Source organism: Hymenobacter ruricola (assembly GCF_015694525.1).
GTDB classification, from domain to species: domain Bacteria; phylum Bacteroidota; class Bacteroidia; order Cytophagales; family Hymenobacteraceae; genus Hymenobacter; species Hymenobacter ruricola.
The window spans coordinates 62,993-85,608 of sequence record NZ_JADQDM010000017.1; the positions used below are offsets into that span (position 1 = coordinate 62,993).

Annotated in this window: 16 protein-coding genes; 7 read left to right on the plus strand and 9 right to left on the minus strand. The window is 62.6% G+C overall.

Annotated elements, in window-relative coordinates:
* Positions 1-69: 69 nt before the first annotated feature.
* Positions 70-915, minus strand: coding sequence for a hypothetical protein (locus I2H31_RS21410; RefSeq protein WP_230687973.1), 846 nt, complete (start codon positions 913-915; stop codon positions 70-72).
* A gap of 285 nt (positions 916-1,200) precedes the next feature.
* On the opposite strand from I2H31_RS21410, the gene I2H31_RS21415 reads away from it, so the two are divergent.
* Positions 1,201-2,022, plus strand: coding sequence for an energy transducer TonB (locus tag I2H31_RS21415; RefSeq protein WP_196295101.1), 822 nt, complete (start codon positions 1,201-1,203; stop codon positions 2,020-2,022).
* On the opposite strand, the gene I2H31_RS21420 is transcribed toward I2H31_RS21415, so the two are convergent.
* Positions 2,019-2,786: an alpha/beta fold hydrolase gene (locus I2H31_RS21420; RefSeq protein ID WP_196295102.1), complete on the minus strand. Its 768-nt coding sequence runs from the start codon at positions 2,784-2,786 to the stop codon at positions 2,019-2,021. The genes I2H31_RS21415 and I2H31_RS21420 overlap by 4 nt on opposite strands.
* A 61-nt stretch (positions 2,787-2,847) precedes the next feature.
* Here I2H31_RS21420 and I2H31_RS21425 point away from each other — a divergent pair, with 61 nt between their 5' ends.
* Together I2H31_RS21425 and I2H31_RS21430 are read left to right on the plus strand one after the other, a co-directional pair.
* A complete protein-coding gene (locus tag I2H31_RS21425; RefSeq protein WP_196295103.1) occupies positions 2,848-3,855 on the plus strand; it encodes an SRPBCC family protein in 1,008 nt (335 codons plus the stop codon).
* Between the two features lie 110 nt (positions 3,856-3,965).
* A complete protein-coding gene (locus tag I2H31_RS21430) occupies positions 3,966-6,785 on the plus strand; it encodes a bifunctional transaldolase/phosoglucose isomerase (protein ID WP_196295104.1) in 2,820 nt (939 codons plus the stop codon).
* Between the two features lie 160 nt (positions 6,786-6,945).
* Here I2H31_RS21430 and araA read toward each other — a convergent pair whose 3' ends face one another.
* The 5 genes from araA to I2H31_RS21455 form a co-directional block, all read right to left on the minus strand.
* Positions 6,946-8,436 (minus strand): L-arabinose isomerase, encoded by a 1,491-nt coding sequence (araA, locus tag I2H31_RS21435; protein ID WP_196295105.1) that lies wholly within the window; start codon positions 8,434-8,436, stop codon positions 6,946-6,948.
* Positions 8,437-8,514: 78 nt separating this feature from the next.
* Positions 8,515-9,216, minus strand: a complete 702-nt coding sequence (locus I2H31_RS21440; protein WP_196295106.1) for an L-ribulose-5-phosphate 4-epimerase — start codon at positions 9,214-9,216, stop codon at positions 8,515-8,517.
* Positions 9,213-10,967 (minus strand): ribulokinase, encoded by a 1,755-nt coding sequence (locus tag I2H31_RS21445; protein WP_196295107.1) that lies wholly within the window; start codon positions 10,965-10,967, stop codon positions 9,213-9,215. Before I2H31_RS21445 ends, I2H31_RS21440 begins: the two co-directional genes overlap by 4 nt.
* A gap of 165 nt (positions 10,968-11,132) precedes the next feature.
* Positions 11,133-12,338 carry an aldose epimerase family protein gene (locus I2H31_RS21450; protein WP_196295108.1) on the minus strand — a complete coding sequence of 402 codons (1,206 nt, stop codon included), beginning with the start codon at positions 12,336-12,338 and terminating at the stop codon, positions 11,133-11,135.
* Between the two features lie 281 nt (positions 12,339-12,619).
* A complete protein-coding gene (locus I2H31_RS21455; protein ID WP_196295109.1) occupies positions 12,620-13,471 on the minus strand; it encodes an aldo/keto reductase in 852 nt (283 codons plus the stop codon).
* A gap of 425 nt (positions 13,472-13,896) precedes the next feature.
* Between I2H31_RS21455 and I2H31_RS21460 the strand changes: the two genes are divergently transcribed.
* From I2H31_RS21460 to I2H31_RS21470, 3 genes are all read left to right on the plus strand, one after another.
* The gene (locus I2H31_RS21460) at positions 13,897-14,574 is read left to right on the plus strand and encodes a hypothetical protein (RefSeq protein WP_196295110.1); all 678 of its coding nucleotides are present in this window, start codon (positions 13,897-13,899) and stop codon (positions 14,572-14,574) included.
* A 91-nt stretch (positions 14,575-14,665) separates the two neighbouring features.
* Entirely contained in the window at positions 14,666-15,874 is a 1,209-nt protein-coding gene (locus tag I2H31_RS21465) for an AAA family ATPase (RefSeq protein WP_196295111.1), read from the plus strand.
* Entirely contained in the window at positions 15,871-16,428 is a 558-nt protein-coding gene (locus I2H31_RS21470; RefSeq protein WP_196295112.1) for a hypothetical protein, read from the plus strand. Before I2H31_RS21465 ends, I2H31_RS21470 begins: the two co-directional genes overlap by 4 nt.
* A 76-nt stretch (positions 16,429-16,504) precedes the next feature.
* On the opposite strand, the gene I2H31_RS21475 is transcribed toward I2H31_RS21470, so the two are convergent.
* Positions 16,505-16,942 (minus strand): hypothetical protein, encoded by a 438-nt coding sequence (locus I2H31_RS21475; protein ID WP_196295113.1) that lies wholly within the window; start codon positions 16,940-16,942, stop codon positions 16,505-16,507.
* A gap of 96 nt (positions 16,943-17,038) precedes the next feature.
* Positions 17,039-18,982 carry a 1-deoxy-D-xylulose-5-phosphate synthase gene (gene dxs, locus I2H31_RS21480; RefSeq protein ID WP_196295114.1) on the minus strand — a complete coding sequence of 648 codons (1,944 nt, stop codon included), beginning with the start codon at positions 18,980-18,982 and terminating at the stop codon, positions 17,039-17,041.
* A 395-nt stretch (positions 18,983-19,377) separates the two neighbouring features.
* Here dxs and I2H31_RS21485 point away from each other — a divergent pair, with 395 nt between their 5' ends.
* Positions 19,378-22,371, plus strand: a complete 2,994-nt coding sequence (locus tag I2H31_RS21485) for a TonB-dependent receptor domain-containing protein (protein WP_196295115.1) — start codon at positions 19,378-19,380, stop codon at positions 22,369-22,371.
* Positions 22,372-22,616: the final 245 nt, after the last annotated feature.

The window sequence follows — 22,616 nt, forward strand, 5'->3', positions numbered from 1 at the left end:
TTAAAAATTATGGGTTATGAATTGCTGTGTTGGCAATTCATAACCCATAATTTTTAATTCATACTTCTATTATAGCGGCACGTTGAAGCCGAAGGCCCAGATGGCTTGCAGAGAGCCGAAAACGTGGGTGGCCCGGCCCTGGCGGTCGTCGCCGAGGTAGGTGTTGGTGTAGTCGGCGAAGGCGCCCTGCAGGTCGGTTTGCAGGAAAACGTAGCGGAAAATATCGGCTTTCAGGCCCAGACTGGTGCCCACCACCAGGCCGTGGTAGTGGAACGGGCCTTCCTGGTGGTTGCCGAGCACCGTGGAAATGGTGTAGGAAATCATGGGCCCCGCCCCCACTTTGCCAATGGCGCTGAGTTGCAGGTGGGGCCGGCTCCAGAGCACCTTACGCTTCACCAGGTTCACCATGAGGTAGTTGTTGCCGTTGGTGTGCTGCAGGTGCACGAAATCAGGCGTCACGAGGGTGTCTTTGTCGATTTGGTGGCCCCTAATCTGGCCGCGCACGTGGATGAGCTGGTTGTCGTCGACCACGTACTTGAGGTGGTTCCAGCTGATTTCCAGGCCCAGGTCGTGCCGGTCGTGGAAGAGGTAGCCCAGCGTCATGTCGTACTGCGGGATAGTCCAGGAGTTGAACCGCCAGAAGTCCTTAAAATCGGGCTTGTCGCTGGCGTGGGCGTTCACGAAGGTGAAATCGTAGTTGTCGGTGGTGAGGTTTTTGAAGCGGATGTCGCTACGCGTGTACCAGTCGCGGTTGTAGCCCCAGCTGAAATACACGCTGCCGTGGGGCTTGAGCTCCGGCGGCACGGGCGCTGCTGAGGCGGCGCTGACCGGCTCCGCCGCCGAGGCAAAAGGCTGGGCCCAACCCATCTCCGAAAAGCCCAAGAACAGGCCCAACGCTAGTAAAATAAATCGCATTGATAATGAAATAAAAAATCACGCAATAAGCGCAACAATAAAAAAACGCGTGAAGGTAAGCCGCAAGTGCGCGAATTGTTTAGCTTATCCGGAATAATACTCGCGCCGGCCAGCGGCATCGGCACGGCTGGCTTGAGGAATGCCGGTTTTTGGCCAGTTCGACTATGGCAGTTGAATGGCTTGATTGCCTGCCGTAGGGAAACGCCTAGTCGCTACGCAGTGGCTGGGCGTTTTTGGGTGCCGCGGCGCTAGCTTGCGCTCCGGAACTCAAACTAGCTGCCCTTCATGAAACGGTTGTTTCCTACCTTTTTTGCAACGCTGGCCTTGCTGGTCGCCGCGCCCATTGCCCACGGCCAAACCGCGCCGGCTCCGGTGGCCTACACCGGCCCGCGCTACCCCGGCGGGCCCGATTCGCTGCGGGCGCTGGTGTTTCGCAGCACGCGGCTGGCCACGCCCGCGCCCACGGGCCGCATGCTGGTGCAGTTTGAGCTGCAGGACGGCCGCACGCCCCGGGATTTTAAGCTAATCGACCCGCCCAAAGCCCCGAAAGCCCTCCGCAAAGCGTCGGAAACGGCCCTGGCTTACCTGCAGGCCCGCATGCCTGCCTGGAAGCCCGGCACGCCCGACGCCGACGACCAGAAGGGCAGCACCCGCAAGGTGCATCTGGTGCTCGACTTTGCCACGCCCGCCGCGGCGCAGCCCTACGCCTACGCCGAGCAGCTGCCGACCTTCCCCAACCTGACGGCCCTGTTGCAGGCCCAGCGCAACCCCTACCTGGAACGCAGCCTGAGCAACCCCAAAACGCTGGCCCGGCTGGCGTCGGCCAAAGGCCTGACCACCTTCATGCAACTGCAAGTGAAATACCCGCCCGCGGCCATGCGCGCGCAGGAGCAGGGCACGGTGTATCTGTACTTTGAAGTGGCCGAAAGCGGCGCCATCGAGCAACGCCAGATTCTGGGCACCGCCGGCTCGGTGCTCGACGATGAGGTGCTGAGTACGGCGGCCCGGCTGCCCGCCGCCACGGCGCCCGCCGTGCTGCAGGGCCGGCCCGCGCGGGTTTTTCAGGTCATTCCCATTTCGTATCGGTTGGCCACCGGGCGCCCTTAGCTCCCGAACACGGCCTCGGCCAGCGCCAGCACGGCGCGGCGCGTGGGTTCGGCCTGCTCCAGGTAGGCCAGGTGCCCGCTGCCTTCCAGAAATAGGGCGTGGCCCTCGGCCGGCAGCGCGGCCTGGCGCACGGCGTCGTCGAAATGCACGGCCACGTCGTGTTTGCCGGCCACCATTAGCACCGGGAATTTGGCGTTGGCAAGCACCTGGATGCGCTGCGGGCGGGCCGCCATGCCGCGTAGCGCCCCAGTGATGGTGCTGACCGGCGTGGCTTTGCCGATTTCTTCGAGCAGGCCGCGGGCGTCGGTGAGCTTGTCGCGATTGACCGGCGCGAAGAGCGGGCGCACGAACGATTCCATGAACTTGGCCACGCCGTGCTTTTCCACGAAGCCGATGTTCTTCTCGCGGTTCTGGCGCTTTTCGTCGGTGTCGGCCAGGGCCGTGGAGTTGATGAACGCCAGGCCGGCCACGCGCTGGGGCCAGCGCTCGGCCAGGGCCAGGGCCACGTAGCCGCCCATGCTGTGGCACACCAGCAGCACGGGCTCGGGGCAGCCTTTCTGGTTGAGGTAGTCGATGACGTAGCGGGCCTGGGCTTCCATCGAGAAGTCGGGCACGGGGGCCAGGTTGGTGCCGTGGCCGGGCAGGTTGGGCGCCAGCAACCGGTAGCCGTCGGGGAACGGGCGGGTGAAATCGGTCCATACCTCGCGACTTTCGGCAAAGCCGTGGAGGAAGACGATGGTGGGCAGGTTGGCGGGTGGATTCATGCGGGCAGGTACCTTGCGAAACCAAGGGCACGGCCCCGGTTTCATTTCATCAAAACTACTCATGCCGATTACACGGACCCGCGTTCCTTATTTCCTGGCCGTCGGCATCGGGCTGTTATATGCGTTCGTGGCCCGGTTCATTCTGGGGGAACCCTTCATCAATGACAACGGCTTGCTGACGGGCTCGTTTCTGCTGATTACGCCCGTGGCCATTGGCGCCCTCACGGCCCACTACCTGCCGCCCACCGAAGGCAAATGGCGCCGGCTGGTGGTGGCGCCTTTTTTCGCCGTGATGCTCTTCCTGTTCTGCGCGCTATTATTTCACCTAGAAGGCTTTATTTGCATTGCCATCATCGGCCCGCTGTACTTATTGCTGGCTTTTTTTGGAGCATTTATCTACTCCGCCATTGCCGACCTGCAGGATAAAAAGGACAACAAAACCCTGGTTGTGGCTGCCTTCGCCCTGCTGCCGTTCATTACCGCACCCCTCGAAAACCAGTTCAACAACCCCGACGACTTCCGGCGCGTCGAAAATATCGTCCTCATCAACGCGCCGGCCGCCGTGGTGTGGCAGCACATCATCCGGGTGGCGCCCATTCCGGCGCAGGATTTGGGCCCCAGCCTGATTGACGACATCGGCTTTCCGCGCCCCATCGAGGCCACCCTCACCCACGAGGGCGTGGGCGGCGTGCGCCACGCCACCTTCGAGCGCGGCGTGGAATTCATCGAAACCGTGGACGACTGGCAGCCGCTGCGGCGCCTTTCCTTCAGCATAGCTCCCAACACGGCCACCATCCCGCCCACCACGTTTGACGAGCACGTCATCGTGGGCGGCCGGTTTTTCGACGTGCTGCGCGGCACCTACGAGCTGCAGCCCGCCGGCCCCGGCCGCACCCGGCTGGTGCTCTACAGCGAGCAGCGCCTCAGTACCCACCTCAACTGGTACGCCGGCCTGTGGACGGGCTACGTGATGAGCGAAATCCAGGGGCGCATCCTGGCCGTGCTGCGGCGGCGCTGCGAGGCCCCGGCGGCCACGGCTTGGGCAGTGCCGCGCCCGGCCCGGCGGTAGCCCGCGCCCGCGGGCGTTCTTTTGCGTCGTCCTGCGCGCATTCTGTGCGTATAGGTTGAAAACAACCCCGTTCCTGCCAGACCTTTGGCATCCTTACCAACCACACCTCTATGAATCCTCTTCTCGACATCCGCCAGTTTGACCAAAGCCTCTGGCTGGACTTTATCAGCCGCCCGATTCTGATTAACGGCCAGTTGCAGCGCCGCATTCAGGACGAGGCCCTGCGCGGCGTGACTTCCAACCCGGCCATTTTTGCCAAGTCCATCGGCGACACGGCCGACTACGATTCGGCCATCAAGGCGCTGGCCTTGCAGGGCAAAACCACCGACGACATCTACACCAACCTGGCCGTGGCCGACGTGCAGGCCGCCTGCGACCTGTTTCGGCCCCTCTACGACCGCGAAACGACCAGCGGCGACGGCTACGTGAGCCTCGAAGTATCGCCGGAGCTGGTGAACGACACCGAAGGCACCATTGAGGAAGGCCTGCGCCTGTGGAAAACGGTGAACCGCCCCAACGTGATGATAAAAGTGCCGGCCACGCTCGAAGGCCTGCCCGCCATCCGCCGCCTCATCTCGGAGGGCGTGAACGTGAACGTGACCCTGATTTTCGGGCTGGAGCGCTACCGTTTGGTGACGGAAGCCTTCCTCTCCGGCCTCGAAGACCGCGCCCAGGCCGGCCAGCCGCTGGCCCGCATCGACTCGGTGGCCAGCTTCTTTTTGAGCCGCATCGACGTGTTGATTGACCCGATGCTGGAAAAAATCGTGGCTGAAGGCGGCGAGAAGGGCACATTGGCCCAAAGCCTGGTGGGCGAAGTGGCCCTGGCCAGCGCCAAGCAGGCGTACCAGATGTACAAGGAAATTTTCGCCGGCCCGCGCTGGGAGGCCCTGAAAGCCCAGGGCGCCGAAACCCAGCGCCTGCTGTGGGCCAGCACCGGCAACAAAAACCCGAAATACGACGACCTCAAGTACATCGAAAACCTCATCGGCCCGAAAACGGTGAACACCGTGCCGGTGGAAACGCTGGACATTTTCCGCGAAAAAGGCCAGCCCGCCGTGCGCCTGGAAGAGGGCCTTGACAAGGCCCGCGAAGTCATCGCCCGCCTGCCCGAGCTCGGCCTCAACCTCGACGAGCTGACCCAGCACCTGGAAGAAGACGGCGCTAAGAAATTCAAGGAGCCCTTCGCCAAGCTGCTGGCCTCCATTGAGAAGAAGCGCGCGCTGGCCGTGGAAGACCAAGTGGACGAAGCCAAAATGGAGTTGGGCCAGTACCAGAGCGACATTGACGCCCAAATCAAGAAATTCCAGGACGGCAACTTCGTGGCGGGCTTTTGGGATAAGAAAGCCGACCTGTGGACCAATGACGAGGCCGGGCAGCACAGCATCCGCAGCTACATGGGCTGGCTGCGCGTGGCCGAGACGATGGTAGCGGCCGTGCCCGAAATCGAAACCTTTGTGAACGAAGTGCTGGCCGCCGGCTTCAAGCACGTGGTGGTGATGGGCATGGGCGGCAGCACCATGGCCCCGATTGTGTTCAAAGCGTCCTTCCCGATGGGCGAGAAAGGCCTGCCGATGTCGGTGCTCGACACGACGGACCCCGGCACGGTGCGCGAGATTGAAGCTTCCATTCCGCTGGCCGAGACGCTGTTCATCGTGGCCAGCAAGTCCGGGACCACAGCCGAGCCGCTGGCTTTCGGCGACTATTTCTACGCCAAAGTCAAAGAAATCAAAGGCGACAAGGCCGGCGAAAACTTCGTGGCCATCACCGACCCCGGCTCTAAGTTCGTGACCGATGCCACGGAGGCCAAGTACCGCCGCATCTTCCTCAACTTCCCCGAAGTGGGCGGCCGCTTCTCGGCCCTCACCTACTTCGGCCTGGTGCCGGCGGCCCTCTACGGCCTGCCCATCGGCCGGATTCTGGAACGCGCCATTCTGATGATGCGCGCCTGCGGCGCCTACGGCCCCACCGACCAAAACCCCGGCCTGGAGCTGGGCGCCGCCCTCGGCGTGCTGGCCGAACAGGGCCGCGACAAGCTCACGCTGGTGGTGCCCGAGTCGCTGCACGATTTGGGCCTGTGGCTGGAGCAGCTGCTGGCCGAAAGCACCGGCAAGGAAGGCAAAGGCATCCTGCCCGTGGCCGGCGAGCCGCTGGGCGACCCCAGCATTTATGGCACCGACCGCGTGTTTGTGTACGTGGGCTATAAGGACCAGGCCGACGAGGCCAATACCAGCAAGCTGCAGGCGCTGGCGCAGGCCGGGCACCCCGTCATCACGCTGCTGATGAAGGACGCCTTCGACCTCGGCCAGGAGTTCTACCGCTGGGAAGTGGCTACGGCCGTGGCCAGCGCCGTGTTTGGCATCAACCCCTTCGACCAGCCCAACGTGCAGGCCGCCAAAACGGCCACCGACAAGCTGATGAAGGCCGTGGAAGCCGACGGCAAGCTGCCCGAAGGCGACGCCCCCGCCGCCAGCGAAAACGGCGTGGACTACTACACCGCCGCCCACGGCGAGGGCGCCGCCGGCGTCCTCAAAGCCTTCTTCGCGCAAGCGAAACCCGGCGACTACATGTGCCTGCAAGCCTACCTCACCGAGACGCCCGCCGTGAGCGCCAGCCTGCTGGAACTGCGCCAGCGCGTGCAACAGGCGCTGCACATTGCCACCACCTCGGGCTACGGCCCGCGCTTCCTGCACAGCACCGGCCAGTACCACAAGGGCGGCCCCAACACCGGCCTGTTCGTGCAGTTCACCGACGACAACCCGCAGGACCTGCAGCTACCCGGCCGCTCCTATACCTTCGGCACCTTCAAGAATGCCCAGGCGCTAGGCGACCTGCAAGCCCTGCACGACAACAACCGCCGCACCCTGCGTGTGCACCTCGGCCAGGATGCCGAGGCGGGGCTGAAGGCTATGCTGGCGGCGCTGGCGTTGTAAGGCTGCAGACTAGCTGAGCAAAAAAGAACGTCATGCTGAGCGCAGTCGAAGCATCTCGCGTGTGGTAGTAATCCAATCATCAGGAATTACTGCTGCACGCGAGATGTCTCGACCAGCTCGACATGACGTTCTTTTTTTATCGTTCAATCTGGCGTAGCGCCTACCGCCCACCAAACGCCACTTCGTTGTAGCGCAGCTCGTTTTTGAAGGTGCGGAGCTTGGTATCGGCGTCGATGATGACGAACTCGATGCCGGCCATTTCGGCGAAGTCTTCCAGGTATTCGGCGGTGAGGTTTTGGCTGTAGCCGGTGTGGTGGGCGCCGCCGGCCAGAATCCAGGCGGCCGCGCCAACTGCCAGGCTCGGCTGCACTTTCCAGAGCACGCGGGCTACGGGCAGCTTGGGCAAGTCCTGCGCTGGCGCCACGGCCTCCACTTCGTTTACTATCATGCGGAAGCGGTTGCCCAGGTCCACGATGGTGGCGTTCAGGGCCGGGCCGGCGGGGCAGTTGAACACCAGGCGGGCCGGGTCGGCCTTGCCACCGATGCCCAGCGGGTGCACTTCCACGCGCACCTTGCCTTCGGCGATGCTGGGGCAGATTTCGAGCATGTGCGAGCCGAGTACCTGCTCGTTGCCGGGCGCGAAGTGGTAGGTATAGTCTTCCATAAAGGAGTTGCCGCCGGGCAGGCCGGCGCCCATCACCTTCATGGCGCGCACCAGGGCCGCGGTTTTCCAGTCGCCCTCGCCGCCGAAGCCGTAGCCCTCGGCCATGAGCCGCTGCGTGGCAATGCCGGGCAGCTGCGCCAGGCCGTGCAGGTCCTCAAAAGTATCGGTGAAGCCCTTGGCGCCCTTGTCCTGCAGGAACTTCCGCAGGCCGGCCTCGATGCGGGCGGCTTCGCGCAGGCTGTCGCGCTGGGCGCCGCCGGCTTTCAGGTCGTCGGCCAGCTCGTATTCCTGCTCGTAGGTGCTTAGCAGCTCGTCAATCTGCGCGTCGCTGATTTCATTCACCACGGCCACCAAATCGCCGATGCCGTAGGTGTTCACCTCGTAGCCAAACTTGATTTCGGCTTCCACTTTGTCGCCTTCGGTCACGGCCACGTAGCGCATGTTGTCGCCGAAGCGGATAAACCGGGCCGACTGCCAGTCGGCCCAGGCGCAGGCCACGCGGCTCCAGATGCTGAGGCTGTCCTGCACGGCGGCGCTTTGCCAGTGGCCCACCACCACTTTGCGGTTCAGCCGCATGCGCGTGCCGATGAAGCCAAACTCCCGGTCGCCGTGCGCCGATTGGTTGGTGTTCATGAAGTCCATGTCGATGTCGGCCCACGGAATGTCGCGGTTGAACTGCGTGTGCAGGTGCGCCAGCGGCTTTTGCAGGATTTTCAACCCGTTTATCCACATTTTGGCGGGGGAAAACGTGTGCATCCAGGCAATCAGGCCCACGCAGTTTTCGGACTGGTTGGCTTCCTGCATGAGCTTGAAAATCTCCTGCGGCGTTTTCAGAATGGGCTTGTAGACGATTCTGATGGGCAATTTGGTGCCCAGCTCCTCGGCAATCTGCTGCGAGTGGCGGGCCACTTCCTCCAGCGTTTCGGGGCCGTAGAGGTGCTGCGTGCCGGTGATGAACCAGGCTTCATAGTGGGAAAGGTTAATCATAGAAGTAGCGCGGACTTTGTAGTCCGCGTTTGAGGAAGTGAATTTGATTTCGTTCGGACGCGGACTACAAAGTCCGCGCTACTGTTGTCCGTAGTAGGAATGCAGGCCGTGCTTGCGCTCGTAGTGCTTGCGAATGAGGGCATCCTTGAGGCGCGGCACCTCCGGCCGTAGCGTGCAGCTGAGGTAGGCCATGCGGGCCACCTCTTCCAGCACGGCGCTGTTGTACACGGCTTTTTCGACCGTTTTGCCCCAGGAAAAGGGCGCGTGGTTGGCCAGCAGCACCATTTCCACTTCCGAGGGCGAGAGGCCGCGGCGCTGAAACTCGTTGAGAATCTGCCAGCCGGTCTGGTGCTCGTAGTCGCCGGCAATCATGGCGTCCTCCATGGGCGGGGCGCAGGGAATGTCCACGGTGAGGTGGTCGGCGTGGGTGGTGCCGAGGATGGGAATATCGAGCTGCGCCTGGGCCCAGGCCGTGGCGTAGGTGCTATGCGTGTGCACAATGCCGCCGATGTGCTCCCAGTGCGTGTAGAGCACGGCGTGGGTTTTGGTGTCGGATGAGGGCCGCTTCTCCCCTTCCAGCACGTTGTTGGCGAAGTCGAGAATGACGATGTCCTCGGGCTTTAGTGTCTCATACGGCACGCCGCTGGGCTTGATGGCGAACACGCCTTTGTCCCGGTCCACCACGCTGGCGTTGCCGAAGGTGAAGAGCACCAGCCCGAGCTTGGGCAGCTGCATGTTGGCGTCGTAGCACGCCTGTTTCAGGTCCTGGTACTGGCTCATTGGGTAGCTTGTAGCGTGGACTCTGTGAGTCCGCGCGTGACGAGCTTCATTTGGGTGTCGTTCATGCGCGGACTCGCAGAGTCCACGCTACTTTCCACGAACCGGCCGAAGGCCTGGTACTGCTCGTAGCGGGCCGCGTAGTCGGCCACGCGGGCGGGGTTGGGCTCGTAGGTTTCGGCGAAGCCACTGCCCATGGCCTTCTGGGCCGTGAGCACGTCGGCGTGCAGGCCAGCCGCCACGGCCGCGTACATGGCCGCGCCCAGCGCCGGCGCCTGCTCCGACACCGCAATTTTGATGGGCCGGTTCAGCACGTCGGCCAGCGTTTGCATCACGAATTGCGACTTCTTCGCCACGCCGCCGATGCCGATGACCTGCTTCACCGGAATGCCTTCCTCCTCAAACCGCTCCACAATCTGCTTCGAGCCGTAGCAAATGGCCTCCACCAGCGCCCGGAACACCTGCGGCGCGCTCGTGCCCATGGTCAGGTTCATCAGGGCGCCTTTCAGGGCCTGGTTGGCGTCGGGCGTGCGGCGGCCGTTCACCCAGTCCAGGGCCAAAACCTGCGATTCCGCCGGGTCCACCTTCGCGGCGGCTTCGCTGAGCTGCACCAGCAGTGTGTTGCTCATTTCCTCGCGCAGGGCGGCTTGCAGCTCCGGCGTCAGCACGTTGGAGTGCGGCAGCACGTGTTGCAGGGGCCACTCCAGCATCTGGCGGAACCAGGCCAGCAAGTCGCCGAAAGCGGACTGGCCGGCTTCGAGGCCCAGCATGCCCGGAATAACGGAGCCGTCTACCTGCCCGCAGATGCCGGCCACGAGGTGGGCTCCCACTTCGCTGGTGGGCGCCACCACGATGTCGCAGGTGCTGGTGCCCATCACCTTCACCATCGAATAGGCTTCGATTTCGCCCGCCACGGCGCCGGCGTGGGCATCGAAAGAACCCACGGCCACCACGGTGTCGGTGCTCAGGCCCAGGCGCTCGGCCCACTCGGCGGAAAGGTGGCCGGCTACCTCGTCGGCGGTGTAGGTTTCGGTGAATAGCCGTTGGCGTAAACCGGCGAGTTTGGGTTCGAGGTGAGTGAGAAACTCCTCCGCAGGCAGGCCGCCCCAGCTCTCGTGCCACATGGCCTTGTGGCCGGCGGCGCAGCGGCTGCGCTTGAACGTGGCCAGGTCGCCGCCGGTGAGCAGCAGGGTTATCCAGTCGCAGTGCTCCATCCAGGAATATGCGGCTTGGGCCACGGCTTCGTCTTCGCGCACCACGTGGGCGATTTTGGCCCAGAACCACTCCGAGGAATAAATGCCGCCCTCGAACTTGGTAAAATCCTCGCCGCCCCAGGTGCGGGCTTTGTGGTTGACTTCGGCGGCTTCGCTCAGGGCGGTGTGGTCTTTCCAGAGCACGAACTGGGCGTTGGGATTCTCGGCAAATTCGGGCAGCAAGCCCAGCGCCACGCCCTGCGCATTCACCGGACCGGGCGTGGAGCCGGTGGTGTCCACGGCGAGACCTTTGATTTGGTCGGTGGGCACCGCCTGGGCCACTTGGCGCACCACAGCTTCCAGCCCTTCGATGTAGTCGAGTGGGTGCTGGCGGAACTGGTTTTTGGCCGGGTTGCAGTACTGGCCGGTTTTCCAGCGGGCGTAGGCGTGCACGGCCTGGGCTTTTTCGGCGCCGGTGCGGGCATCGACCAGCACGGCGCGCACCGAGTCGGTGCCGTAGTCAACGCCGAGGACGTAGGCGGGGGTGGTGGGTTGTTCCACGAGTGTTTGATTGATGGTTTTTAGGCCCTGGCCGCGTCATGTCGAGCTGGTCGAGACATCTCGCGCGTGTTACTAACTCCATCGATTGGATTAGTGGTGGCACGCGAGATGTCTCGACCAGCTCGACATGACGGGCTTTTTTTATTCCTTGTTCCTGCTTCGTTCCTACTTCCGCACCCCGAACTTGTAGGTGCTCACGGAGTGGAACGTCTCGCCCGGCTTCAGCTCGGTGCTGGGGAAGCCGGGCTGGTTGGGCGAGTCGGGGAAGTGCTGGGTTTCGAGGCAGAAGCCGGCGTGCTTGCCGTACACGGTGCCGCCTTTGCCTTTCAGGGTGCCGTCGAGGAAGTTGCCGGTATAGAACTGCACGCCGGGCTGGTCGGTGGTCACGTCCAGGGTGCGGCCGGTGGTGGGCTCGTACACAGTGGCGGCGGGGTGCTCGCCGGCGCCGCCGTTCAGCACCCAGTTGTGGTCGTAGCCGCCGGGCACCTGCGCGATGCGCTCGCCGATGGCATGGGGCGCGGTGAAATCGAAGGGCGTGCCCTTGACCGGCTTCAGCTCGCCGGTCGGAATCAGGGTGGCATCCACCACGGTGTAGCGGTCGGCGGGGATGGTTACCTCGTGGCCCAGCACGTCCTGGCCGGCGCCGTGGTTCAGGTTGAAGTAGGCGTGGTTGGTGAGGTTGAGCACCGTGGCCTTGTCGGTGGTGGCGGTGTAGTCGATGCGCAGGGCGTTGTCGTTGGTGAGGGTGTACACCACGGTCACGTTGAGGTTGCCGGGGTAGCCTTCTTCGCCGTCCTTGCTCCGGTAGGTGAGCGTGAGGCTTTGGCCGTCGGCCGATGCGCCGGGCTTGGCCTGCCACACCGCTTTATCGAAGCCCTTGAGGCCGCCGTGCAGGGTGTTGGGCCCGTTGTTTTTGGCCAGGGTGTAGGCCTTGCCGTCGAGCGTGAATTTGCCGCCCTTGAGGCGGTTGCCGTAGCGCCCGATGAGGGCGCCGAAATAGGGGCCGGCCTTGAGAAACTCGGGGCTCTGGTAACCGCTCACGTTGTCGAAGCCGAGGATGACGTCGCCCAGTTGGCCGTCTTTGTCGGGCACGAGCAGGCTGGTGAGCGTGCCGCCAAAGTCGGTGATGGTGGCCTTTACGCCGTTGGCGTTCGAGAGGGTGAAGAGTTGCACTTCGGTGCCGTCGGCGGTTTTGCCGAAGGAGGCGGAGGTGGGCATGGCGGGGGTGGTCGTTTGGGCCGAATCGGCGGAAGCCGACGCCGGGGTGGAAGTGGTGGAGTGGTCGGCGGACTGGTTGGACCCGCAGGCCGCCAGCCACAACAGGCCGGGCAGTGTTACGGCCAGCAGCCGGGAACGGCGAAGTGAACTCATGCTTTTTCAGGATGAAGTGGGACGTGAAACTAGAAGCGCCCGAAAGGTAAACCTTACTGTACCCTACTGCCTACCGTGTTTTTTGGCGGCAGCTCAACGTAAAAGACAATTCTTGTCATCCGGAGCGCAGCGAAGGACCTTCTCACGTTGCTCTGTCTGACGTGAGAAGGTCCTGCGCGGCGCTCCGGATGACAAGAGCCGCCACGACAGCCCCACCCGCAAAAAAGCCCCGCAACGGTGGTTGCAGGGCCTCTTTTGGTCGCGGCTGAAACGCGCCAAACCTACGCCGCGCCGATGGCGTCCAGCGCCGCCAGGTCCTCGGCCGAGAGCTGAATGTCGGCCGTTTTCAGGTTCTCTTCCAGGTGCTTCACCTTGGAGGTACCGGGGATGAGCAGGATGTTGGGCGAGTGGTGCAGCAGCCAGCTCAGGGCAATTTGCGCGGGCGTGGCGCCGTGCTTCTGCGCCAGGGTACCGAGGGCAGCCAGGGCGGCCTTGTTGCCACCGGCCAGCGGGTACCACGGAATGAAGGCCATGCCCTGCTCGCGGGTGTAGGTGAGCTCGGCTTCCCACTTGCGGTTGTCCACGCTGTACATGTTTTGCACGGACACGACTTTCACGTATTCCTGGGCCTTTTTGATTTGCTCAACGCTGACTTCGGACAGGCCGATGTGCTTGATGAGGCCCTGCTGCTGGGCCTTCTGCAGAAATTCCAGCGTCTGCTCAAACGGCACCTGCGGGTCGATGCGGTGCAGCTGGTACAAGTCAATCTGCTCCAGTTTCAGCCGCTTCAGGCTGCCGTGCAGGGCTTCGTCGAGGTGCTTGGGGCTGGCGTCGATGGGCCACTCGTTGGGCCCGGTGCGGAGCAGGCCGCCCTTGGTACCGATGACGAGGCCGGCCGCGTAGGGGTGCAGGGCTTCGGCAATGAGCTCCTCCGACACGTTGGGGCCGTAGCTGTCGGCCGTGTCGATGAAATTGACGCCGAGCTCCACGGCGCGTTGCAGCACCCGGATGGATTCGGCGTGGTCCTCGGGCGGGCCCCAGATGCCGGGGCCGGTGATGCGCATGGCGCCGTAGCCGAGGCGGTTGACAGTAAGGTCGCCGCCGAGGGCGAACGTAGGATGGTAGGTGGACATGGGTTCGGGATTATCAGTGAAGCGCGACGGCAGGACCAGGCGGCCCGTCGTCGAGAGCGCAGGAGAAGACAGCCGGGCGGGCAAGATTGTTTTTGCCCTCCTCACGCCAACCGGCCGGGTAGCAGAGCCGTCGCCGCCGCTTTGCTTAGGCAGCAAAGGCCACCACAGCTTCGCCAGGGCATTTTTTCCCTACAAAACAGGCTGGCGAAGCTTCGCCAGCCTTCCCAATCCTGACAAAAAGGGTTAGCGAAGCTTCGCCAACCTCTTTTGTTCGGTAAAAACCCGTTGGCGAAGCTTCGCCAGCCTTCCCAATCCTTCCAAAACCGCTTGGCGAAGCAACGCGGGCCTCCCTGGCGGCCTATGGCGTGGTTATTATAACGCTTTCAGTACCTTAGGCGCTCATTTAATTCCCTTTTCTTCTACGCATGGAACCTCAAGCTCTCCCCAAACCCCGCAAAACGCCGCTGCTGGCCACCAACGACCAGCAGCTGGCCGCCCAGGCCGTGGCCGCCGCCAAATACTGGGGCGTCAACCCGTGGCTTACGCTGCGCTACCTCACCGCCGCCTTCGCCGACCTGAGCACCGCCTACGACGCGGCCGTGGGCTCCCGCCAGCAAACCGGCTCGGCCCGCCCCATCGATGCCGACGAGCTGCTCGACCTCGACGCCCGGATTGAGGCCAACCTCTACCGTATCAAGGCCCGCCTGGTGGACAAGTACGACAAGAAAAAAGCCCTCGCCTACTACCCCACGCTGGGCATCAGCAAGTCGGGCGCGGCCTACGTGGTGGTGAAAGACCGCACCAAGCGCGCGGCGGCCCTCAACACCCTGGTGGCCGGCCTCAAAACCGAAAAAATCGACGACGGCGACTACGGCGTGGCCTTCTGGAAGCCCATCGCCACGCGCTACAACGAGCTGGTGAACCACCTCGCCGACGCCAACGGCGCCGTCTCAAAAGCCGTGGCCGCCAAAGACGCCCTGCGTGCCCAAATCGAGCAGGCCCTCTCCTCCCTGGCCAAAGTCCTCGACGCCAACTACCCCGACGACGCCGAGTACAAAGCCGAACTGCGCGCCGCCGGCTTCCAGCGCGAGAAGTACCGCTAAGCCGGTTTCCGCATAAATGCCCACGCGGCGGCTTCCGGCAACGGGGGCCGCCGCGTGTTACTTTTGGGCCCGTCCCGTTGTTGAAAAGGTTATGAACGAGCAGCTAGTTGTCAAGAATTTCGGCCCCATCAAAGACGCCACGGTGGACTTCAAGCGCGTCACCGTTTTTATTGGGCCAACTGGGGGCGGGAAGAGCACGCTGGCGAAGCTGGCGGCGATTTTTCGGGATAGTGAATTCTTCTTCACCGGCAATGAGGCAACACGTGCTAGTCTAGTAGGTGAAAATTTAGCGTTATACGCTATTCAAAATTTTGGGCAAATGGACTCTGATGTTTCCTGGAAGTCTCTATGGCTTGTCGGAGGCTTCGGTGGTGAAGAAGGAGGGATTCGATTTTCTGCATCTATTCAAACAGCCTTTGAAGCACAAATAGGCCCCCAACTGCAGGCTCTTTCAGAAGAATATGGGATTATAACTAATGACTTATTTTCGACTGGCTTCGCTGTTAAGTTAGGTATGAAGTCAAATGAGGCGATTAGTGCGTATTGGAAACTAGTTTCTTCCTATTTCCCGACGCTTCATTATATACCTGCTGACCGTGCAATAGCTGCATTTGTTACGGGTGCCGGTTTTCAGCTACAAAGTCAGAAAGCGGGCCTTGCATCTATTCTAATTGATTTTTTAGGCGAATTTGAAATGGCACGCGCTTCACTCACAAAGCAGTCCACTTTCACAATTCCATTTTTGGATGCGCAATACTTCCAGATGGATGGCCAATACCTAGTAAGTGTCAAGAATAAGTTGGGAGAGTCTATTATGCCTTTAGCAGAAAGCGCTAGCGGTTTTCAATCCGTTATTCCAATGCTTACGGTTGTTGCTTTTGAGGCAAATCGATACAGTGCCAGCTTCATTATTGAAGAGCCGGAACTGAACCTCTACCCCACCGCCCAGCAAGGGCTGCTGAACTGGCTGGTAGAGAAATGCACCAAGGGCGAAAACGACCTGACGATAACTACGCACAGCCCCTACATTTTGTCGCACCTGAATTTGCTGCTTTACGCTTACCAAGTGGCGGAGCAATACCCTGACCGGCGAGCAGAAGTAGCAGCCCTCGTGCCCGAAGCCAGTTGGATAAACCCTAAGGAATTTGCCTGCTACCAGGTGGAAAACGGCGGCGTGCAGTCGTTGGTGAACGAGGAGTTGGGGATGATTGACAACAACGAGTTGGACGCCCTCTCCGGGGATGCCGCCGATGCCTTCGACAATCTTATTCGCCTGTCGAAAGGCATTGCCGTCAAATGATTGTCCGCCTCACGGAACGCATCGCCCCGCAGTGCCTCAGTATCCACCCCGAACCAGAACTCTACCTCTACGACCCACCACTGCCGGAGCGCGAAGAAGGTTCTGCCGAACTCATCAAGCGCCAGCCAACCAGCAAACGGGAAGGCAGCCCGCAACTCAATGACTTTACCGTTAGAAACCAAACGGCTAGCCCTGTCCACTTAGTCAAGATTGACTGCTGCCTTTATTCTTCCGGCGATGGTACCCGCTGCGATTGTGCGCTGGCCCATGAGCAGCAGCTCCGGTTTGTAGAATTCTCGCACGGCGTTTTCAGGCGTCGGAGTGCGCGCGTTGAAAAGTGCATTCCACAGTTGGCTGCCTCCATCAATGATTTCTATGATTTAGGAATTATCCCAGCGGGCAGCGTCGTCCAAGCCATCATCTGCGTGGGCTTCACCGAGGATTTTCCACCGCGCACCGCCATGACCGACATTCGCACCGTGCAACTCAACCAGCTGGTAAAAGCACCTGTTGCCGTGGAGTTGCGCGTGAGCGACGAAACGACATTTGCCTAAACCATGCTTAAAAAAAGAAGCCCCCGCAGCACGCGCTACGAGGGCTTCTTGTAGTCTCTGCCGGACGCGTAGGCCCTTACAACTGAATGCCCGCGAAGGAGCCCACCACCTCCCCCACGCCCGGGTACGTGGTGCGGAAACTCCCGGTCACGAGCTTCGTTTGCACGTCGTAGGTCGTCGTCCCTACGGTATTCGTTCCCGTGGCGCCTTCCAGCGTGCTGGTTAAGGCATTGGTGGTATAGTCAGTAGTAGCGGTGCCTTTGGTGAAGTTCAGCAGCAATGTTTTGCCGTTGCTGAGCTTGCCGGCAAGGCTCAGCCGGGGGGCGCCGGACCGGTAGTTGGCGTCAACTACGTGCGCCTCGTTGAGGTCGTAGGATGGCGCGCCGGCCTCCGAAACCGTCACCTGAATGGTGGAAACCGTGGGCGTAGGCTTGGGGGCCGGCGCATCGTTGCTACAACCGGTTAAAAGCGTACCCGCCAGCAGCGCAGGGACGAAGAAATTAGTAATTCGCATATATTCGAAAGGTGCAGAAAGGTGATTTAGCAAAAGCTAGGGCACCACAAGCCAAGCTTGCCACACAAACCGGCAGATAAACCGGTGCGGCAATGGCTAAACCACCGATTGCAGCAGTTGATTCCCCACTTTGGCGCTTAGCTCGCGCACGGCGGCGGCAATGCCGGCGGCATCGAAGCCGCACTCTTTGTAGAGTTCGTCCTGGGTGCCATGTTCCACCACGCGGTCGGGGATGCCGAGGCGGCGCACCGGCAGGTGAAAGCCGTGGTCGGTGAGAAATTCGAGCACGGCCGAACCGAAGCCACCGGGCAGGCAGCCGTCTTCCACGGTCACGATGGCGCGGTAGCGGCGGGCGATGTCGCGCAGCATTTCCTCGTCCAGCGGCTTGCAGAAGCGCATGTCGTGGTGGCCCGCGTCAAGGCCTTCGGCCAGCAGGGTTTCGGTAGCCTTCACCGCATAGTTGCCGATGTGGCCGATGCTGAGGATGGCCACGCCGCCCTCTTCGCCCTCGCGCACCACGCGGCCCGTGCCGATGGCCACGCGCTGCAGCGGCGTGCGCCACTGCGGCATCACGCCCTCGCCGCGCGGGTAGCGGATGCTGAAGGGGCCCGCGTTTTCGGGCAGGGTGGCGGTGTACATCAGGTTGCGCAGTTCCTGCTCGTTCATCGGGGCCGACACCACGATGTTGGGGATGCAGCGCATGTAGGCCAGGTCGTAGCAGCCGTGGTGGGTGGGGCCGTCGGCGCCCGCAAAGCCGGCGCGGTCGAGGCAGAACACCACGTGCAGGTTTTGCAGGGCCACGTCGTGCACCACCTGGTCGTAGCCGCGCTGCATGAACGAGGAGTAGATGTTACAAAACGGCACCAAGCCCTGCGTGGCCAGGCCGGCCGAGAACGTGACGGCGTGCTGCTCGGCAATGCCCACGTCGAAGGCACGGTCGGGCATGGCCTCCATCATGATGTTCAGCGACGAGCCCGAGGGCATGGCCGGCGTCACGCCCATGATTTTGTCGTTGGCCTCGGCCAGTTCCACCAGCGTGTGGCCGAAGACGTCCTGGTACTTGGGTGGCTGGGGCTTCTCGGGCGTTTTCTTGTAAATCTCGCCCGTGATTTTGTCGAACAGGCCCGGCGCGTGCCACAGCGTCTGGTCCTTTTCAGCCAGCGCGTAGCCCTTGCCCTTCACCGTCACGCAGTGCAGGATTTTGGGGCCGGGAATGGTTTTCAGGTCGTTGAGAATGGTGACGAGGTGCTGCACATCGTGCCCGTCCACGGGACCGAAATAGCGGAATTTCAGGGCCTCAAACAGGTTGCTCTGCTTGAGCAGGGTCGCCTTCATGGCCGCCTCCACTTTGCGGGCAATCTGCTGAGGGTTGGGGCCGAATTTCGAGAGCTTGCCCAGCACATTCCACAGCTCGTCGCGCACCTTGTTGTAGGTGCGGGAGGTGGTGATGTCGGTGAGGTATTCCTTGAGCGCGCCCACGTTGGGGTCGATGCTCATGCAGTTGTCATTCAGGATAACCAGCAGATTGGAATTGGCCACGCCGGCGTGGTTGAGTGCCTCAAAGGCCATGCCGGCCGTCATGGCGCCGTCGCCGATTACGGCGATGTGCTGTCGGTCCTTCTCGCCCTTGTAGTCAGAAGCCACGGCCATGCCCAGCGCCGCCCCGATGCTGGTGCTGCTGTGGCCCACGCCAAAGGCGTCGTACTCACTCTCGCTGCGCTTGGGGAAGCCCGACATGCCATGGTAACGGCGGTTGGTGGGGAACCGGTCGCGGCGGCCAGTGAGGATTTTGTGGCCGTAAGCCTGGTGGCCCACGTCCCACACCAGCTGGTCGTAGGGCGTATTGAAGACATAGTGCAGGGCAACGCTCAGCTCGACCACGCCCAGCGAGGCGCCAAAGTGGCCGCCGTAGATGCTCACCGAATCGATGATGAACTCGCGCAGCTCGGTGCTCAGCTGGACTAATTGCTCAGGAGCAAGCTTTTTGAGGTCGTCGGGCGAGTCTATCGCCGCGAGCAGCGGGCCGGGTTCAACTATCATCGGGGCAGGCGTGGTGGGAGTAGTGACGGTAGGTAACCGCCTGACCCGCTAAAAGATTGTGGGGCCGGCACAAAGGTACGACGGCGAAGGAAGAGCGGTTGTTCGGAACCGGCAGAATCGGGCCCTTGGTCGGGATTTAGCTGTTGATAATCTACTTTTTCATCAGACGCTTACCCTTCGTGGGGACCTTTGCGTAACGCAGCTGTTCCTCAATCAAGACTGGTCACGCAGCGCGCAGCGAAGCACCTTGCCCGCCGTCACCAATCCAATCGACTGGATTGTGTTGCGCGGTAAAGATGCTTCGCTGCGCGCTGCCATCACGGTCAATACTTACAATAAAAGACGCCGGATGCAACCTCCGGCCCCCTGGCGGCACTTTGGCCGTTATGACTTGTATGAAACGAAACGTACCGGCTACCGCCGTTCTACTCACCGCGCTGTTGGGCGCTTCTTCCGTGGCTTCGGCCCAGCAAACTCCCGGCTCGGGCCAGCGCCCCGCCGCCACTGCCCCGGCCAGCCCGCGCGCTGCCGCCGGCCGCGTCAGCGGCACCGTGACCGATGCGGCAACGGGCAAGCCCGTGTCCTACGCCTCCGTAGCGGTGCTTGACGCCGCCGGCACCCCAGTGAACGGGGGCGTGTGCGGCGACGATGGCAAGTTTGTGCTGCCCGGCATTCCGGCGGGCACTTACAAGGTGCAAGTCAGCTTTGTGGGCTACAAAAACGAGGAGCGCCCCGGCGTGGTCGTGACCGCCGGCGCCGCCACCGACCTGGGCACGGTGAAGCTGGAAGTATCGGCCCAGAAACTGGGCGAAGTGGTGGTGACGGCCCAAAAGCCGCTGATTGAGGAGCGCGTGGACCGCACCGTGTACAACGCCGAAAACGACCAGACGGCCCGCGGCGGCGACGCCACCGACGTGCTCAAGCGCGTGCCGCTGCTGAGCGTGGACCTCGATGGCAACGTGAGCCTGCGCGGCAGCTCCAACATCCGCGTGCTCATCAACAATAAGCCCTCAGCCATTGCGGCCAACAGCATTGCCGACGCCCTGCGCCAGATTCCGGCCGAGCAGATTAAGACCGTGGAAGTCATCACCTCGCCTTCGGCTAAATATGACGCGGAAGGCTCGGGCGGCATCATCAACATCATCACCAAAACCAACAACCTGAGCGGCGGCACGCTGGGCATTGATGCCAGCGTGGGCACGCGCAGCAGCAACATCAACTTGAACGGCAGCCTGCGCACCGGCAAGATGGGCTTTTCGCTGAACGCCGGCGGCCGGGCGGGCTACAACATTCCGGGCAGTTTTACGAACGAGCAGACGGTGCGCACGCTGGCCCAAAGCTACCGCGACCCCGTGACCGGGGTGGTGACGAACATTCCGGCCAGCAGCTACAGCACGTTGCAGTCGGCCGACACCAAGCAAAACCAGGGCTTCGGCCGCTCGGTGCTGGGCTGGGACTACGACATCGACCCGCACAACTCGCTGCAGGCCTCGCTCTCGTACGGCGCGCGGCGCTCGAACAACGACCAGAGCCGCCTCACCACCATTTCTACCTCCTCGCAGGGCAACTCGGTGCGCGACGTGAGCGTGGTCGACAACTCGGGCACCGTGGACGCCAGCCTCAACTACACCCACACCTTCGAGAAGCCGCAGCAGGAGTTCAGCATTCTGACGCTGTACAGCCGCAACGACCGCACCAACGACTTCACGAACACCGTGCTGAACTCCGATTTCAGCACGGCCAGCCGCCTGCGCAACGACAACCCCAGCGCCAACGAGGAATTCACGGTGCAGGCCGATTATCAGTCGCCCATCGGCAAAACCCAGGTGCTGGAGTTCGGCGCCAAAGACATTCTGCGCCGCGTGAACAGCGACTACAGCTACCTGGAGGCGCAGGGCGAAAACGGGGCCTTCGTGCCCCGCCCCGGGGTGACCCTGAACAACGGCTTCAACTACCGCCAGAACGTGGCCGCCGGCTACGTGGCCTACACCATGAGCCTGCCCAAGGGCTTCACCCTGAAGCCCGGCGTGCGCTACGAGTACACCACCATTTCGGCCGATTTCAAGGATGGCAAGGCGGTGGACATTCCCGATTACGGCGTGCTGGTGCCCAGCGTGAACTTCTCGCGCAAGCTCGCCAACGGCAACGTGGTGAAGCTGGCCTACAACCGCCGCATCCAGCGCCCCTCGCTGCAGTTCCTGAACCCGAACCGGCAGCAGTCTAACCCGCTGGTGTACACTGAAGGCAACCCCAACCTCGAACCCGAATACACCAACAACTACGAGCTCGGCTACAGCACGCTCGTGAAGAAAGTGAACCTGAACCTGTCGGCTTTTGCCCGCAACACCACGGGCTCCATTCAATCCGTGCGCACGCCGGACGTTGACGCCAACAACGTTCCCACCGGCATCCAGCGGGTTGGCTACGCCAACATCGGCAACGAGGACGCGTACGGCGCCAGCGTGTTTGCCAGCGTCAACAGCGGCAAATTCAACCTCAATGGCGGCGTGGACACCTACTACGCCGTGCTGAAAAACAACGTGTCCGACGCGTTTTACAACGCCAGCAACCAGGGCCTGGTGGCCAGCGGCCGCCTGTTTGGCAGCTACAAGTTCACGGATGTGTGGGCCTTGCAGGCCTTCGGGTTCTACCGCGGGCGGCAGGTGCAGTTGCAGGGCGAGCAGAGCGGTTTCGGCTTCTACGGCCTGAGCGTGCGGCGCGACTTTGCCGACAAAAAGGGCAGCTTCGGCCTCGGCGCGCAAAACTTCTTCACCAATTCCATCAACATCCGCAACACCATCGCCAGTCCGCTGCTGGACCAAACCAGCGTGAACGTGCTACACAACCTGAGCTTCCAGGTGAACTTCAGCTACCGCATCGGCAAGCTCACCGCTGGCCCCACGCGCCGCGGCAAGAGCATTAATAACGACGACCTGAAAGGCGACGGCGGTGGGGGCGGTGGCGCCGACCTGAGCGGGGGTGGCGGCGCTGGCGGCGGGGCTCCCGCCGGTGGCGGGGGCGGTGCCCCGGCCGGCGGTGGCCGGCCCGGCGGCTACCCGGGCGGGGCCCGGCCCGCGGGTGCGCCCGGTGCGGCCCCGGCGGGCGGCCAGCGGCCCGGCGGCTACCCCGGCGGCATGCAACGCCCGATGACTTCGGACAGCACCTCGGGCAAAACCCCGGCTGACAGCACCGGCCGGCCGGCCAACGGCCAGCAGCCCGCCGGCCGGCCCAGCCTGCAGCAACCCACGGCCCAGCCCGCCGACTCGACGGGCCGCCAGCCCGCGGCGCCCGTAGGCAGCCCGCTCAATTCGCCGGCCAACGTGCCCTCGCCGGGCACCAGCACGCCCAACGGCACCGTGCCGGCCGGCAGCCCCGGCGGGCGGCCCTAGCCCCACGGCTTAAGCCGGCGCTTAAAGCAGCAAAAAACGTCATGCTGAGCTTGTCGAAACATCTCGCGTGCTGAAGTAATCCAATCGCAAGAAAAGAATTACTCCCCACGCGAGATGTCTCGACAGGCTCGACGTGACGTTCTGGTTTAGGGCAGTTCCTGCATTCCCGCTGCAGCCGCCTTTATTAATCGTTCTTTAACCTGCCACTGCCCGGCCACGCCCTACTTTTGCCCGGCTGCCTACCT

Coding starts and splice junctions, on each gene's coding strand:
- I2H31_RS21470 (WP_196295112.1), top strand. CDS start 15,871: ATGATTGTCCGCCTCACGGAACGCATCGCCCCGCAGTGCCTCAGTATC.
- I2H31_RS21415 (WP_196295101.1), top strand. CDS start 1,201: ATGAAACGGTTGTTTCCTACCTTTTTTGCAACGCTGGCCTTGCTGGTC.
- I2H31_RS21460 (WP_196295110.1), top strand. CDS start 13,897: ATGGAACCTCAAGCTCTCCCCAAACCCCGCAAAACGCCGCTGCTGGCC.
- araA (WP_196295105.1), bottom strand. CDS start 8,436: ATGATTAACCTTTCCCACTATGAAGCCTGGTTCATCACCGGCACGCAG.
- I2H31_RS21425 (WP_196295103.1), top strand. CDS start 2,848: ATGCCGATTACACGGACCCGCGTTCCTTATTTCCTGGCCGTCGGCATC.
- I2H31_RS21475 (WP_196295113.1), bottom strand. CDS start 16,942: ATGCGAATTACTAATTTCTTCGTCCCTGCGCTGCTGGCGGGTACGCTT.
- I2H31_RS21410 (WP_230687973.1), bottom strand. CDS start 915: ATGCGATTTATTTTACTAGCGTTGGGCCTGTTCTTGGGCTTTTCGGAG.
- I2H31_RS21450 (WP_196295108.1), bottom strand. CDS start 12,338: ATGAGTTCACTTCGCCGTTCCCGGCTGCTGGCCGTAACACTGCCCGGC.
- I2H31_RS21420 (WP_196295102.1), bottom strand. CDS start 2,786: ATGAATCCACCCGCCAACCTGCCCACCATCGTCTTCCTCCACGGCTTT.
- I2H31_RS21440 (WP_196295106.1), bottom strand. CDS start 9,216: ATGAGCCAGTACCAGGACCTGAAACAGGCGTGCTACGACGCCAACATG.
- I2H31_RS21465 (WP_196295111.1), top strand. CDS start 14,666: ATGAACGAGCAGCTAGTTGTCAAGAATTTCGGCCCCATCAAAGACGCC.
- I2H31_RS21430 (WP_196295104.1), top strand. CDS start 3,966: ATGAATCCTCTTCTCGACATCCGCCAGTTTGACCAAAGCCTCTGGCTG.
- I2H31_RS21485 (WP_196295115.1), top strand. CDS start 19,378: ATGAAACGAAACGTACCGGCTACCGCCGTTCTACTCACCGCGCTGTTG.
- dxs (WP_196295114.1), bottom strand. CDS start 18,982: ATGATAGTTGAACCCGGCCCGCTGCTCGCGGCGATAGACTCGCCCGAC.
- I2H31_RS21455 (WP_196295109.1), bottom strand. CDS start 13,471: ATGTCCACCTACCATCCTACGTTCGCCCTCGGCGGCGACCTTACTGTC.